The sequence below is a fragment of the Streptomyces sp. NPDC004266 genome (assembly GCF_042874095.1).
In the GTDB taxonomy this organism is placed as follows: domain Bacteria; phylum Actinomycetota; class Actinomycetes; order Streptomycetales; family Streptomycetaceae; genus Streptomyces.
In genome coordinates this window covers 642,998-656,257 of record NZ_JBIAMM010000003.1, presented here as the reverse complement: position 1 = coordinate 656,257, position 13,260 = coordinate 642,998, and the positions used below count along the sequence as shown (strand labels likewise).

The following is a 13,260-nucleotide window of genomic DNA, read 5'->3' as shown; positions in this document are numbered from 1 at the left end:
GTAGTAGGTAAGCGATGGGGTGACGCAGGAAGGTAGTCCAGCCCGGGCGGTGGTTGTCCCGGGGTAAGGGTGTAGGGCGCTGTCTAGGCAAATCCGGACAGCATGAAGCCTGAGACCTGATGCCGAGCCGATTGTGGTGAAGTGGATGATCCTATGCTGTCGAGAAAAGCCTCTAGCGAGTTTCATGGCGGCCCGTACCCTAAACCGACTCAGGTGGTCAGGTAGAGAATACCGAGGCGTTCGGGTGAACTATGGTTAAGGAACTCGGCAAAATGCCCCCGTAACTTCGGGAGAAGGGGGGCCACGCCTGGTGACGGAGTTTTCCTCCTGAGCTGGGGGTGGCCGCAGAGACCAGCGAGAAGCGACTGTTTACTAAAAACACAGGTCCGTGCGAAGCCGTAAGGCGATGTATACGGACTGACGCCTGCCCGGTGCTGGAACGTTAAGGGGACCGGTTAGCTTGGTTTCGACCAGGCGAAGCTGAGAACTTAAGCGCCAGTAAACGGCGGTGGTAACTATAACCATCCTAAGGTAGCGAAATTCCTTGTCGGGTAAGTTCCGACCTGCACGAATGGCGTAACGACTTCTCGACTGTCTCAACCATAGGCCCGGTGAAATTGCACTACGAGTAAAGATGCTCGTTTCGCGCAGCAGGACGGAAAGACCCCGGGACCTTTACTACAGTTTGATATTGGTGTTCGGTTCGGCTTGTGTAGGATAGGTGGGAGACCGTGAAGCCGTGACGCCAGTCATGGTGGAGTCGCCGTTGAAATACCACTCTGGTCGTGCTGGATGTCTAACCTCGGTCCGTGATCCGGATCAGGGACAGTGTCTGATGGGTAGTTTAACTGGGGCGGTTGCCTCCCAAAGGGTAACGGAGGCGCCCAAAGGTTCCCTCAGCCTGGTTGGCAATCAGGTGTTGAGTGTAAGTGCACAAGGGAGCTTGACTGTGAGACCGACGGGTCGAGCAGGGACGAAAGTCGGGACTAGTGATCCGGCGGTGGCTTGTGGAAGCGCCGTCGCTCAACGGATAAAAGGTACCCCGGGGATAACAGGCTGATCTTCCCCAAGAGTCCATATCGACGGGATGGTTTGGCACCTCGATGTCGGCTCGTCGCATCCTGGGGCTGGAGTCGGTCCCAAGGGTTGGGCTGTTCGCCCATTAAAGCGGTACGCGAGCTGGGTTTAGAACGTCGTGAGACAGTTCGGTCCCTATCCGCTGTGCGCGTAGGAATATTGAGAAGGGCTGTCCCTAGTACGAGAGGACCGGGACGGACGAACCTCTGGTGTGCCAGTTGTCCTGCCAAGGGCATGGCTGGTTGGCTACGTTCGGGAGGGATAACCGCTGAAAGCATCTAAGCGGGAAGCCTGCTTCGAGATGAGTATTCCCACCTCCTTGAGAGGGTAAGGCTCCCAGTAGACGACTGGGTTGATAGGCCGGATGTGGAAGCCCCGTAAGGGGTGGAGCTGACCGGTACTAATAGGCCGAGGGCTTGTCCTCAGTTGCTCGCGTCCACTGTGTTAGTTCTGAAGCAATGAACTCCCGTGCCGGTTGAGTTCAACTTCATAGAGTTTCGGTGGTCATAGCGTTAGGGAAACGCCCGGTTACATTCCGAACCCGGAAGCTAAGCCTTTCAGCGCCGATGGTACTGCAGGGGGGACCCTGTGGGAGAGTAGGACGCCGCCGAACAATTTTTAGCCTCAACCCCCGGACTCCGTCCGGGGGTTGAGGCATTTTTGCGTTCATTTCCTTTTCAGGCCGGCGTGACGAGGTGGGTGTCGTAGGCCAGGATGACCGCCTGGACGCGGTCCCGGGCGCCGGTCTTGGCGAGGATGCGGCCCACGTGGGTCTTGACCGTCGATTCCGCCAGGTGGAGGCGTTCCGCGATCTCCGTATTGCTCCATCCCTTGCCGATGACCGTGAGGATCTCGCGTTCCCGGTCCGTGAGGGAGGCGAGGCGGGCGTCCTCGGGCTGCGGGGTCGTCGTGGGGGAGGCCGGCAGGTGGTGGATGTAGGCGTCCAGGAGGCGGCGGGTGAGGCTCGGGGCGACGACCGCGTCGCCGCCGGCCACCGCGCGGATCCCCGCGAGGAGTTCCTCCGGCTGGGCGTCCTTCACGAGGAAGCCGCTCGCGCCGGCGCGGAGGCCGTCGTACGCGTACTCGTCGAGGTCGAAGGTCGTGACGATCAGGATCCGGCTCCGGGCGCCCGTGGCGATGACGCGGCGCGTGGCCTCGATGCCGTCCAGGCCGGGCATCCGGATGTCCATCAGGACGACGTCGGGGTGGTGCCGGTCGACCAGGCGGATCGCCTCGGTGCCGTTCGACGCCTCGCCGACGACCGTCATGTCGTCCTGGCTTTCGAGCAGCATGCGGAAGCCGAAGCGCTGCATCGGCTGGTCGTCCGCGATGAGAACGGTCGTCACGAGGGGGTGTCCTCCCGGGGGAGTCGGAGCCGGACGGTCCAGCCGCCGGTCGGCAGCGGGCCGCATTCGAGTGTGCCGTCGTAGAGGGCCGCGCGCTCGCGCATTCCGGTGAGCCCCTGGCCGTGGCCCCGGGCGGGGGCCGGGGCCGTCTCACCGGTGTTCGTGATGTCCGCCCGTACGTCGTCCGCTGTGGAGGTGAGGGTCACCCGTGCCTTCGCTCCCGTGCCCGCGTGTTTCAGGGTGTTCGTCAGGGCTTCCTGGACGACGCGGTAGACCGTCAGCTGGGCGCCCGGCGGGAGGGGGCGGGCGGTCGGGTCGTCGTGGGTCTCGAACCGTACGGGCAGGCCTGCCTTCCGTACGCCGGTGATCAGGGTGTCGAGGTCGGCCAGGGTGGGCTGGGGGTCGCGGGCCGCGTCCTCCTCGTCGTCGCGCAGGACGCCGAGGAGGCGGCGGAGTTCGGCGAGGGCCTGACGGCTCGTCGTGCCGATGGCTTCGAGGGCCTGGGCGGCGCGCTCGGGGTTCCTGGCCGCCGCGTAACGGCCGCCGTCCGCCAGGCCGGTGATGACGGACAGGTTGTGGCCGATGATGTCGTGCATCTCGCGGGCGATGCGGGTGCGTTCGGCGGCCGCCGCGAGCCGGACCTCCTGGTCGCGTTCGATCTCCAGGCGACGGGCGCGGTCGACGAGGCCGGCGGTGTAGTCCTTGCGGGAGCGGACCGCGATGCCGAGGAGGGCGACCAGGGCGTACGCCCACAGGGTGGGGACGACGCGCTGGTCCCAGGACTCCGAGGTGAAGCGGACCGCTCCCGTCACGAGCGGCGGCAGGATCAGGGCCAGGGACCACAGGAGCGCGCGGGGCGGGCGGCTGAGCGCGATGTGGAAGAGCGGGAGCATCTGGAGGTACGCGGCCTGCAGGAAGGCCCCCGAGCCGTCGCTGACCAGGGTCGCGCCGGCCATCACCGCCAGGACGGCCGTGGGGTGACGTCGGCGCCAGTACAGCGGCAGGGTGAGGGCCAGGGAGAGGGCGACCACGAGCCAGGCCGGGACGGACGGGTCGCGGGCGGTGTTCCGCCAGCCGCCGGCCGCGTCCACGAGGGCCGCGGTCGTCCAGAGGAGGGCCACCGCGGCGTCCCACACCCAGGGGCGGTTCTCGTCGAAGGCCCGTACGCGGGCGAGGAGGCGCTGGGCGTGTCTGCTCGGGCCCGTCGTCCCGGGCGGCTGCGGTGTCTCCTCCGTGATCACGCCGTCATCATCCTCATACGTCCCGGCGGTTGAGCAACAGGGCGGGGACGGCGAGTGCCGCGGCGGCCCACAGGAGCAGGGCGAGGAGGGCCGCGCCGGGCGAGGCCGCGCCCGGGAGCGGGGTCGCGGAGCCGAGGACGCCGGCCGCCTGCGTGGGGAAGTACCGGACGACGGTGTCCATCGCCGCGTACGGGAGCATCCCGAGGATCTCCGGAACGATCAGGACCCCGCCGACGAAGGCGCCGATCGCGCCCGGCACCGAGCGGAGTGCGGCGCCGAGGCCGAGGGCGATCAGGCCCAGGAGGGTGACGCCGGCGGCGTTGCCCGCGACGGCGGCGAGGACGCCGTCGTCGGTGAGGGAGGCGGCCTGGTCGGTGTCGGAGAGGAAGATCTGGGCGGTGAGGAAGGTCAGCAGGGCGGCCGTGAAGGAGATCGCGAAGACGGCGGCCGTGTAGACCGTGGCCTTCGCCCACAGGACGGGGAGGCGGCGGGGGACCGCCGTCAGGGAGGCGCGGATCATGCCCGTCGCGTACTCGCCGGCGGTGACGAGGATGCCGAGGACGGCGAGGGCGATGCCGCCGAGCTGGGAGCCGTACAGGGTGAGGACGACGGTGTCGACGTCGGAGTCGCCGCCGTCGGAGGTGTAGGTGGCGCCCATGAGGATGCCGACGCCGAGGAGGAGGGCGACGGAGGCGAGGACGGTGATCCAGGTGGAGCGGACGGTCCGGAGCTTGTGCCACTCGGAGCGGAGGACTCGGGACGGGGTGAGGGCGGGGGTGGTCATGCGGGGGCTCCCTGGTACTCGACGGAGTCGCGGGTGAGGTCCATGAACGCCTGCTCCAGCGAGGGGGCCTGCGGGGTGAGTTCATGGAGGGGGACGGCGTGGGCGGCGGCCGTGCGGCCGATCTCCGGCGCCTCCAGGCCGGTGACGAGGAGGGTGTCCGGTCCCTCCGTGGTGATCCGGGCGTCGGGGAGGAGCGTGCGCAGGCGGTCCGCCTCCGGGGTGACGACCTTGACGCTCGCGCCGCCCGAGGCGCGGACGAGTTCGTCGACGGTGGTGTCGGCGAGGAGGCGGCCCTTGCCGATGACGATCAGGTGGTCGGCGGTGAGCGCCATCTCGCTCATGAGGTGGGAGGAGACGAGGACGGTACGGCCCTCGGCCGCCAGGTTCTTCAGGAGGGTGCGGATCCAGAGGACGCCCTCCGGGTCGAGGCCGTTGACCGGTTCGTCGAGGACGACGGTGGCCGGGTCGCCGAGGAGCGCGGCAGCGATGCCGAGGCGCTGGCCCATGCCGAGGGAGAAGCCCTTGACGCGTTGGTGGGCGACGTGGGTGAGGCCGGCGAGGGCGAGGACCCGCTCCACGCGGGCGCGTGGGATGCCGTGGGTGTGGGCGAGCGCCATGAGGTGGTGGTGGGCGGAGCGGCCGGGGTGCACGGAGCGGGCTTCGAGGAGGGCGCCGACGTGGGTGAGCGGGGCGCTGTGGGCGGCGTAGGGGCGGCCGTCGACGGTGGCGTGGCCGCGGGTGGGGGCGTCGAGGCCGAGGATCATGCGGAGGGTGGTGGACTTGCCGGCGCCGTTGGGGCCGAGGAAGCCGGTGACGGAGCCCGGGCGGACGGTGAAGCTGAGGTCCTGGACGACGGTGGTGTCCCCGTACCGCTTGGTGAGGTTCTCTGCTCGGATCATGCCTTCGACGCTAGGGAGCGGGCGGCGGCGGGGCGTCGGACCCGGGGCGGGTGTGCGGCGGCGGGCGTAGTACCCGGGTACGACGGGGAAAAAGGCCTTGTCAGGGGGGTGTGGGGCTCGCCAGGATCGGTGGCATGGACTATTCGATACGCACCATCCGCGCCGACGAGTGGGAGAAGACCCGCGAGATCCGGCTGGCGGCCCTTCAGGACCCGATCGCCCACCTGGCGTTCCTCGACACGTACGAGGCGGCCGTGGAGCGGTCCGACGACTTCTGGAAGGAGCGGGCGGAGGGCGCGTCCGAGAGCGGCGACGGGAAGGTGCGGCAGTTCGTGGCCGAGGCGCCGGACGGCAGCTGGGCGGGCACGATCTCGCTGCTCGTGGAGCGGCCGTCGGACGAGGTGCGGTTCGGTGAGGCGGCGAAGGTCGACCAGACGCACATCGTGGGTGTGTACGTGCGTCCCGAGGCGCGGGGGACCGGGGTGATCGACGCGTTGTTCCAGGCGGGGGTGGAGTGGTCCTGGACGCTGCCGGCCCCGGAGGTCGCGCGGGTCCGGCTGTACGTCCACGAGGAGAACGCGCGGGCGGCGGCGTTCTATCGGCGGTTCGGGTTCGTGGCGACGGGGGACACGGTGGCGGTGCCGGGGTCCGAATCGGCGCTGGAGCTGGAGTACGAGTTGGTGCGACCCTCGGCGGGTGCGGGTGCGGGTGCGGGTGCGGGTGCGGGTTCGGGTTCGGGCTCGGGCTCGGGAGCCTAGGCGCGGCTGGGGGTGCCGTCCGTCGTGCCCACCCGTTCCGCCCCAGCGGAACGACTGCCCACAACGGAGTTCGGCCAGCGGGTCTTGGCCTGTTCCTCGGAGCGCATCAGGGCCAGCGTCGGCAGGCCCTGGCCCTTGCCCGTCTCCAGGAGGTCCGGGAGTTGGGGGAGGGGGGCGACGGCGGCCACGTCGTCGAGGACGAGGGTGAGTGGTGGGTCGAGCCGACCGTCGGATGACCGTGCGGCCATGCGGCGGCCGTGCTCGACCACGCTTGCGGCGAGGGCCGTGAGGAGCGGCATCGCGCCGGGGTGGGTGCGGGGATCCTCGATCGCCTCGCCCACCACGTAGAGCGTGCCCCCTTCGGCGAGGAAAGATGCGAGTGCCAGCGAATCAGTTCGATTCGGTACGCACGCCTCCCTGATGTGGATCGAGGAGAGGGCCGCGAGCGCACGTGCCGTCAGTTCCTGTGCCAGGCGGCGGCTTTCGGGGTGCGCGGTGAGCGCCGATTCCAGGAGGCCCGCCATGCCCGAGGCGGCCTTCGGGTGGCTGCGGAGGACGCGTACGGGCTCGTGGGCGCCCGCGCCCTGCGCCCAGCGGTGGACCTGTCGGAAGGGGCGGCCGTCGACGGCGGCGGCGTGCAGCCAGCAGCGCAGGAGCGTCTCCGCGGTGTCGGCGGTGGCCGCGTCGAGGCGGGAGTGCGGGCGTACGGGGGCGAGGAGGGCGATCGCCCGTTCCTGTGCCACCGCCGGGTCCTCGCAGTGCTCGGACGGTGACCAGTGGAGCCGTGCGGGGGTGTCGCAGAGGTGGCCGGGGTCGTGCACCAGGACCGGGCCGAGTTTGCCGCGGGCGTCCTTGGTGGAGGACCAGACGGCGGGGTCGGAGGTGACGACCAGGGCCGGGCCCTCGGCGTCCAGGATCGCCTGTACGGCGGCCGGGCGGCGGGTCTCCGGGGGGCCGTAGACGGTGCGGGGGGTGGCTATGGGGGCGGGCGGTGCGGTGGCGGGTGCGACCACCGGTGCCGGGGCGGGTGCGGGTGCCGGGGTCGGTGCGGGTTCGGGTGCCGGGGCCGGCGTCGGCGCTGTGGCCGGTGCCGGGGTCGGCTTCGGGGGGAGCTCCTCCGTCGGGCGGCGCGGGGTCGGGGGTGCGGCGGGCTCCTGCCGTACGCCCGCCTCCTCCCGTACCCGTGCGGCGGTCGTCCCGTACGCCCCCGCCTTCCGGTGCGCGCGGACCGCGCGCCAGCGGGCCAGGGTGCCGAGGACGAAGACGGCGAGGACCATCAGGATCATCGCCTCGCCGATCACCAGGCCCCAGAAGAGGCCGTACCCCGACAGCTGGTCCGGTGGGGTCGCCGGCCAGGCGGCCGGGAGGTCCGTCGGTGCCGTCGCCAGGGTGCGCAGGGCCGACGGGGTGCCCGTGAAGGCGACCCCCTGCGGCCAGGCGCCGTGGGCGAAGAGGCCGGCGAGGCCGGTGGCCGTCCACACCAGGACCGTGAGACCGAGGAGGAGGGCGATCAGGCTGAGGAGCAGCCCGTCGGAGATCCCTCCGCCTCCCTTCCGCGCCTGTTCCATCTATGCCACCGTCGACTGCGAAGTGCCGTTCATCTGCTGCTCGATGAGGATCGCCCGCTGTTCCGTCTCCCACTCCAGTTCCGGGTCCGTGACGGAGGACTCGGTCATGGCGCGGTCGGTGTAGACGAGGGGGCGTTCCTTCTCGGTGATGAGGTGTTTGACCACCTGCACGTTGCCGTTGACGTCCCAGACCGCGATGCCGGGGGTGAGGGTCGGGATGATCTCGACCGCCCAGCGGGGCAGGCCCAGGACGCGGCCCGTGTTCCGCGCCTCGTCGGCCTTCTGGGCGTAGATGGTCCGGGTGGAGGCCATCTTGAGGATCGCCGCCGCTTCCTTGGCCGCGGCGCCGTCGACCACGTCGCTGAGGTGGTGGACGACGGCGACGAAGCTCAGGCCGAGGCGGCGGCCGAACTTCAGCAGGCGCTGGAACAGCTGGGCCACGAAGGGGCTGTTGATGATGTGCCAGGCCTCCTCGACGAGGAAGATGCGCTTCTTCCGGTCGGGGCGGATCCAGGTGTGTTCGAGCCAGACGCCGACGATCGCCATGAGGATGGGCATGGCGATGGAGTTGCGGTCGATGTGGGACAGGTCGAAGACGATGAGCGGGGCGTCCAGGTCGATGCCGACCGTGGTGGGGCCGTCGAACATGCCGCGCAGGTCGCCGTCGACGAGGCGGTCGAGGACGAGGGCGACGTCCAAGCCCCAGGCCCGTACGTCGTCTATGTCGACGTTCATCGACTCGGCCGATTCGGCCTCCGGGTGGCGCAGGCGCTCGACGATGTCGGTGAGGATCGGCTGCCGGTCGGTGGTGTGCTCGGTGACGTACGCGTGGGCGACCTTGAGCGCGAAGCCGGAGCGCTCGTCGAGGCCGTGGCCCATCGCCACCTCGATGATGGTGCGCAGGAGGGCCAGCTGGCCCGTCGTGGTGATCGACGGGTCCAGGGGGTTGAGGCGGATCCCGGAGTCGTTGGCGACCATCGGGTCCAGGCGGATGGGGGTTATCCCCAGCTCCTGGGCGATGAGGTTCCATTCGCCGACACCGTCCTCGCCCTGGGCGTCGAGGACGACGACCTGCCGGTCGCGGAAGCGGAGCTGGCGGAGCACGTACGTCTTCTCCAGGGCCGACTTGCCGTTGCCGGATTCGCCCAGGACCAGCCAGTGGGGGGCCGGGAGCTGCTGCCCGTACAGCTGGAAGGGGTCGTAGATGTAGCCCTTTCCGCTGTAGACCTCGCGGCCGATGATGACGCCGGAGTCGCCGAGGCCCGGTGCGGCGGTCGGCAGGTAGACGGCCTGGGCCTGCCCGGTGGAGGTGCGGACGGGCAGGCGGGTCGTCTCCACCTTCCCGAAGAGGAAGGAGGTGAAGGCTTCGGTGAGGACGGACAGCGGATCTCGCATGGGTCTGTGCCCCTTCGGCCCTAGCGGCGGATGCCGGTCGCGAACGGCAAGGTGTTCACAAAGGCCCGGTGGTGCTCGCGGTCGCACCACTCCAGCTTCAGGTACGACTTGCCGGCGGAGGCCCTGATCGTGCGCTTGTCCCGGGCGAGGGCCTCGGGCGAACGCGACGACACCGTGATGTACCCGACGAGGTTCACTCCTGCCGCGCCGCTGGCGAGATCTTCACCCCGCTGGTCGAGTCGTCCGTGGGCGGCGATGTCGCGGGGGTCGACCGTGCGGTTCATCTTGGCGGCGCGGCTGGCGTCGGCCTCGTCGTTGGTCTTCTCGGTGAGCATGCGCTCGATGGCGACCTCGGTGGGCTCCAGGTCCATGGTGACGGCGACCGTGCGGATGACGTCCGGGGTGTGGACGAGGAGCGGGGCGAGGAAGTTGACGCCGACGGGGGTCATCGGCCACTCCTTGACCCAGGCGGTGGCGTGGCACCAGGGGGCGCGGGTGGAGGACTCGCGGGTCTTGGCCTGGAGGTACGTCGGTTCCATCGCGTCCAGCTCGGCGGGCCAAGCGTTTCGTTTCGTCATGGCCTGGATGTGGTCGATGGGGTGGTCCGGGTCGTACATGGAGTGCACGAGGGACGCGAGCCGGGACTGGCCGAGGGGCTGGCGGACGCGGATGTCGGCCTCGGCGAGGCGGGCGCAGATGTCGGTGAGCTCGCGGGCCATGACGACGGCGAGGCCGGCGTCGCGGTCGAGCTTGCGGGCGCCGGAGGCGTGGCGGGCGGCGCGGGCCATGGCGTTGGCCTCGGCGGCGAGCTCGCGGGTGTAGTGCATGCAGGCGACGAGGTAGGCGCGGTGCTGCTCGCTGGAGGTGGAGACCATCGACTGGAGCTGGTCGTACGACTCCTGGAGCCACGCGGGCGCGTGCGGGTCGCCGCGCTGGCCGACGTCCTTGGCGTGCGCGTCGGGGTCGGCGGGGAGGGTGCGGGCGAGCATCTGGAGGCGGGTGACGAAGCCGTCGCCGTTGGCCACGTGCTTGAGGAGGGTGCCGAAGCGGTCGACGAGGGCCTCCTGGTCCTCGCTGTCGCGCAGGCCGACGCCGGGGCCCTCGATCTCGATGGCGGCGGTGACGGTGCGGCGGTCGGCGTGCAGGAGGACGGCGATCTCGTCCGGGCCGAAGGGGGCTGCGAGCCAGCCGACGTTGCCGATGCCGGGGGGCGGGCCGATCTCGACCTCGCGGCCGTCGAGGCGGGTGCCGGCCTCGTGGGCGACGGAGCGGTAGGTCGTGCCGCGCTTGAGCATCCGTTTGTAGCTGCGGTTGATCTCGAACCACTTGTAGAACGTGCGGTGCTTGTACGGGAGGTACACGGCGGCGATCGCGAGCATGGGCAGGCCCGCGAGGAGGACGATCCGCAGGGGGAGGAGGGGGACGAGGAGTCCGCTCATCATGCCGAGGAAGGCGCCGACGATGATCAGGGCGATCTCGCCGGTCTCGCGGTTCTTGCCGACGATCGCGTTCGGCCGGGCACGGCCGACGAGATACGTGCGACGGGGCGCGACCGGCTGGGACTGGGTCGTCAACGCCCTGCACCTCCAGAGTTCTTGCGGTTGCTGTGCGGGGTACCCGCGGTGGGACTGCTGCTACGGGGCGGGGGCGTCGAGCCGCCGGTGCCGCCGGCGCCACCGCCTCCGCCGCGGCTGCTGTGCGCGGCCATGCCGCCGGAGACGGGGTTGGCGGGGCGGGGGGCGGAGCCCTGGGACTGGCCGCCGCCGCTGTCGCGGGTGCTGTGGGTCTTGATGCCCTGGGAGACGAGGGACGCGGGGGAGGAGATGACGGCCGCGGCCGCGTTCTCGCCGGCGCGGTGGAGGCGGTTGTCGCGGGAGGCGGCGATCTCGTCGCCGAAGCCGGGGACGAAGCGGTAGATCATCGCGGAGGCGAAGATGGCCAGCAGGATGATCGACAGGCCGGAGACGACGGCGGAGACCGAGTCGGGGCCGGTGCCGGAGGAGAGCGCGCCGGCGAGGCCGAGGACGATCACGATGACCGGCTTGACCAGGATGATCGCGATCATGATGCCGGCCCAGCGGCGGACGTGGCCCCACATGTTCTTGTCGACGAGGCCGGAGTAGACGACGACGCCGAGGAGCGCGCCGACGTACAGCAGGACGGCGCGGAGGAACAGCTCCAGGTAGAGCACGCCGGCGGCGAGGACGGTCACCAGGGACACGATGATCAGCATGATGGGGCCGCCACCGATGCTGTCGCCCTTCTGGAGGGCCTCCTTGAAGCTGCCGAAGAAGATGTCGGTCTGCTCGCCGGTGCCGGAGGCGATGACCTCGGTGATGGCGTCGGTGGCGTTGACGACGGTGTAGAGGATCAGGGGCGTGAACGCGGAGGCGAGGACCGTCAGCCAGAGGAAGCCGATGGCTTCCGAGAGGGCCGTGGTGAGGGGGACGCCGCGGACGGCCCGCTTGGCGACGGCGAGGAGCCAGAGGAGGAGGGTGAGGAAGGTGGCGGCGGCGAAGACGATCGCGTAGCGGCCGAGGAACTGCATGTTGGTGAAGTCGACGTCGGCGGTCGCCTTGACGGCCTTGGAGAGCTCGTCGACGACCTTGATGGCGGCGTCGGCGAAGCCGCGGGAGAGGGAGGTGAGGGGGTCGAGGGCGGTGGTGGGGTCGGTGACGGGGGTTTTGCCGGCTCCGCCGCCGGTTCCGGCACGGCCGTTCTCGCAGTAGTCCCGTGCGGGGCCGCGGATCAGGTCGCAGGGGTTGTTGCTGCCGGTCGGGCCGGGAGTTGGCGTGGGTGTGGGGGCGGCGAGGGCGCGGCCGGCGAAGAGCACGACGGCCGTCTGTGCCGCGCCGAGCGCAGCGGCGATCCTGGCGAGGCGCGGGAGGTGCTTACCGGGCATAGGTGAAGCCTCCGAACTGACCGACCGCGTCGCTCATCTCCTCCGCCGTGGACGCCCGCTGGTCCCGGCCGACGGGCACCGGACCCTCCTTCTGGTCGAAGCCGGTGACCTTCCAGTCGCCGTCGACCCACTGCAGCTCGTACGAGCCGGTGTACCAGGCCTCGGAGACGGGGTTCTTGGAACCCTCGCCGGCCATGCCGAAGAGGGACGAGTACCAGACCGACACCGTGGCCCTGTCGTCCGTGTAGCTGTCGACCCTCGCTCCCACGGGGACGGTGCGGGAGATGAACGTCATGCCCTGCGGGGCGGAGCCGTCGTCCTGGAGACCGATCCGGCTGAGGAACCCCTTGTCGGCGTAGACCTTGTCGAGGTCGCTCTGACGGGCGGCGGCCACGGCGGGCGCGTACACGGTGTGCACGATCTCGTTCCGCGTCGAGGCGCTGAACATCTCCGCCGACCCCAGCGCCACCGCGTAGTTCGTCGCCGCGCTCTGTGCGCCCTGGTCGTCGTGGCTGTAGCCCGTGGGGATCGCGCCGTTCTTGCCGGTGACCGGGCGGACGCCCGTCGCGGCGGTGGGGGCGGTCCTGTCCGGTGTGCCGGAGCGGGCGCCGGCCGCGTCCGCCGGTTCGCCGCCGCCGCGGTTGGCGAAGGCGATCGCGGCGATGAGGAGGACCACCACGCCCACGACCGTGATGAGGGATCGGGAGCTGCGGACGGGGCGGCGGGCGCCGCCGTAGACGTCGCCGCTGTTGCCCTCGGGCAGGCGGGTCCGGGTCTGGCCCGAGCCGCCCACGCCGCCGAAGCTGTCGTGCTCGTCGCCGGGACTCATGCCGGGTACGCCCCCTCACTCGTTCGCGGGTACGGCCGTGCTTCAACATGACTGGGCATCAGGGAACGCATTCTCAGGAAGGTCGGGTCCGACGGGAGATCAGACGGCCATCCCGTACACGATGGTGAACAGCGTCCCCAGCGATCCGATGATGAAGACGCCGGTCAGGCCGGCGACGATGAGGCCCTTGCCCTGTTCCGCGCTGAACGTGTCCCGGAGGGCGGTCGCGCCGATGCGCTGCTTGGCCGCTCCCCAGATGGCGATGCCGAGGCAGAGCAGGATGGCCACGGCCATCACGACCTCGATCATCACCTTGGCCTCGTTGCCCAGGCTCCCGAAAGGTCCCCAGTTGGGGGCGATTCCACCGATGATGGTGGTGATGTCGCCCTTTTCGGCCGCCAGGTACATATAACTCACCGCCCCTGTTGGGTACTTGTGCGCCCTTGCCGGACGGCATGGGT

At 70.1% G+C, this 13,260-nt stretch carries 11 protein-coding genes and 2 rRNA genes; 3 read left to right on the top strand and 10 right to left on the bottom strand.

All coding sequences use genetic code 11. From position 1 onward, the window contains the following. Window positions 1-1,501, top strand: a 23S ribosomal RNA gene (locus ACFYUZ_RS11165); the annotation flags it as partial. Between the two features lie 72 nt (window positions 1,502-1,573). Further along, a 5S ribosomal RNA gene (gene rrf, locus ACFYUZ_RS11160) occupies window positions 1,574-1,690 on the top strand. Window positions 1,691-1,754: 64 nt separating this feature from the next. Here the strand turns inward: rrf and ACFYUZ_RS11155 are convergent. The 4 genes from ACFYUZ_RS11155 to ACFYUZ_RS11140 are packed head-to-tail and all read right to left on the bottom strand — an operon-like array spanning window position 1,755 to window position 5,347. Then, window positions 1,755-2,423, bottom strand: coding sequence for a response regulator (locus tag ACFYUZ_RS11155; protein WP_389307731.1), 669 nt, complete (start codon window positions 2,421-2,423; stop codon window positions 1,755-1,757). Then, window positions 2,420-3,664 carry a sensor histidine kinase gene (locus tag ACFYUZ_RS11150; protein WP_389307729.1) on the bottom strand — a complete coding sequence of 415 codons (1,245 nt, stop codon included), beginning with the start codon at window positions 3,662-3,664 and terminating at the stop codon, window positions 2,420-2,422. Before ACFYUZ_RS11150 ends, ACFYUZ_RS11155 begins: the two co-directional genes overlap by 4 nt. 13 nt (window positions 3,665-3,677) lie before the next feature. After that, entirely contained in the window at window positions 3,678-4,448 is a 771-nt protein-coding gene (locus ACFYUZ_RS11145) for an ABC transporter permease (protein ID WP_389307727.1), read from the bottom strand. Further along, window positions 4,445-5,347 (bottom strand): ABC transporter ATP-binding protein, encoded by a 903-nt coding sequence (locus tag ACFYUZ_RS11140; RefSeq protein WP_389307726.1) that lies wholly within the window; start codon window positions 5,345-5,347, stop codon window positions 4,445-4,447. The genes ACFYUZ_RS11145 and ACFYUZ_RS11140 overlap by 4 nt, the downstream gene beginning before the upstream one ends. Before the next feature lie 134 nt (window positions 5,348-5,481). Here ACFYUZ_RS11140 and ACFYUZ_RS11135 point away from each other — a divergent pair, with 134 nt between their 5' ends. After that, the gene (locus ACFYUZ_RS11135) at window positions 5,482-6,105 is read left to right on the top strand and encodes a GNAT family N-acetyltransferase (RefSeq protein ID WP_389307724.1); all 624 of its coding nucleotides are present in this window, start codon (window positions 5,482-5,484) and stop codon (window positions 6,103-6,105) included. Here ACFYUZ_RS11135 and ACFYUZ_RS11130 read toward each other — a convergent pair. The 6 genes from ACFYUZ_RS11130 to ACFYUZ_RS11105 all read right to left on the bottom strand — a co-directional run bounded on the left by ACFYUZ_RS11130 (window position 6,102) and on the right by ACFYUZ_RS11105 (window position 13,207). Continuing rightward, window positions 6,102-7,673, bottom strand: a complete 1,572-nt coding sequence (locus tag ACFYUZ_RS11130) for a type IV secretory system conjugative DNA transfer family protein (protein WP_389307722.1) — start codon at window positions 7,671-7,673, stop codon at window positions 6,102-6,104. The two genes, ACFYUZ_RS11135 and ACFYUZ_RS11130, sit on opposite strands and share 4 nt — an antisense overlap. After that, entirely contained in the window at window positions 7,674-9,068 is a 1,395-nt protein-coding gene (locus tag ACFYUZ_RS11125; protein ID WP_389307720.1) for an ATP-binding protein, read from the bottom strand. Window positions 9,069-9,088: 20 nt separating this feature from the next. Then, a complete protein-coding gene (locus ACFYUZ_RS11120) occupies window positions 9,089-10,642 on the bottom strand; it encodes an SCO6880 family protein (protein WP_389307718.1) in 1,554 nt (517 codons plus the stop codon). Continuing rightward, window positions 10,639-11,970, bottom strand: a complete 1,332-nt coding sequence (locus ACFYUZ_RS11115; protein ID WP_389307716.1) for a hypothetical protein — start codon at window positions 11,968-11,970, stop codon at window positions 10,639-10,641. Before ACFYUZ_RS11115 ends, ACFYUZ_RS11120 begins: the two co-directional genes overlap by 4 nt. After that, window positions 11,960-12,799: a hypothetical protein gene (locus ACFYUZ_RS11110; RefSeq protein ID WP_389307714.1), complete on the bottom strand. Its 840-nt coding sequence runs from the start codon at window positions 12,797-12,799 to the stop codon at window positions 11,960-11,962. Before ACFYUZ_RS11110 ends, ACFYUZ_RS11115 begins: the two co-directional genes overlap by 11 nt. Before the next feature lie 99 nt (window positions 12,800-12,898). Then, window positions 12,899-13,207 carry a hypothetical protein gene (locus tag ACFYUZ_RS11105; protein WP_024757447.1) on the bottom strand — a complete coding sequence of 103 codons (309 nt, stop codon included), beginning with the start codon at window positions 13,205-13,207 and terminating at the stop codon, window positions 12,899-12,901. Window positions 13,208-13,260 lie beyond the last annotated feature (53 nt).

Bases quoted from the DNA above. Each gene is read 5' to 3' on its own strand.
- ACFYUZ_RS11130 (WP_389307722.1), bottom strand. From the start codon at position 7,673: ATGGAACAGGCGCGGAAGGGAGGCGGAGGGATCTCCGACGGGCTGCTC.
- ACFYUZ_RS11145 (WP_389307727.1), bottom strand. From the start codon at position 4,448: ATGACCACCCCCGCCCTCACCCCGTCCCGAGTCCTCCGCTCCGAGTGG.
- ACFYUZ_RS11110 (WP_389307714.1), bottom strand. From the start codon at position 12,799: ATGAGTCCCGGCGACGAGCACGACAGCTTCGGCGGCGTGGGCGGCTCG.
- ACFYUZ_RS11105 (WP_024757447.1), bottom strand. From the start codon at position 13,207: ATGTACCTGGCGGCCGAAAAGGGCGACATCACCACCATCATCGGTGGA.
- ACFYUZ_RS11135 (WP_389307724.1), top strand. From the start codon at position 5,482: ATGGACTATTCGATACGCACCATCCGCGCCGACGAGTGGGAGAAGACC.
- ACFYUZ_RS11115 (WP_389307716.1), bottom strand. From the start codon at position 11,970: ATGCCCGGTAAGCACCTCCCGCGCCTCGCCAGGATCGCCGCTGCGCTC.
- ACFYUZ_RS11140 (WP_389307726.1), bottom strand. From the start codon at position 5,347: ATGATCCGAGCAGAGAACCTCACCAAGCGGTACGGGGACACCACCGTC.
- ACFYUZ_RS11125 (WP_389307720.1), bottom strand. From the start codon at position 9,068: ATGCGAGATCCGCTGTCCGTCCTCACCGAAGCCTTCACCTCCTTCCTC.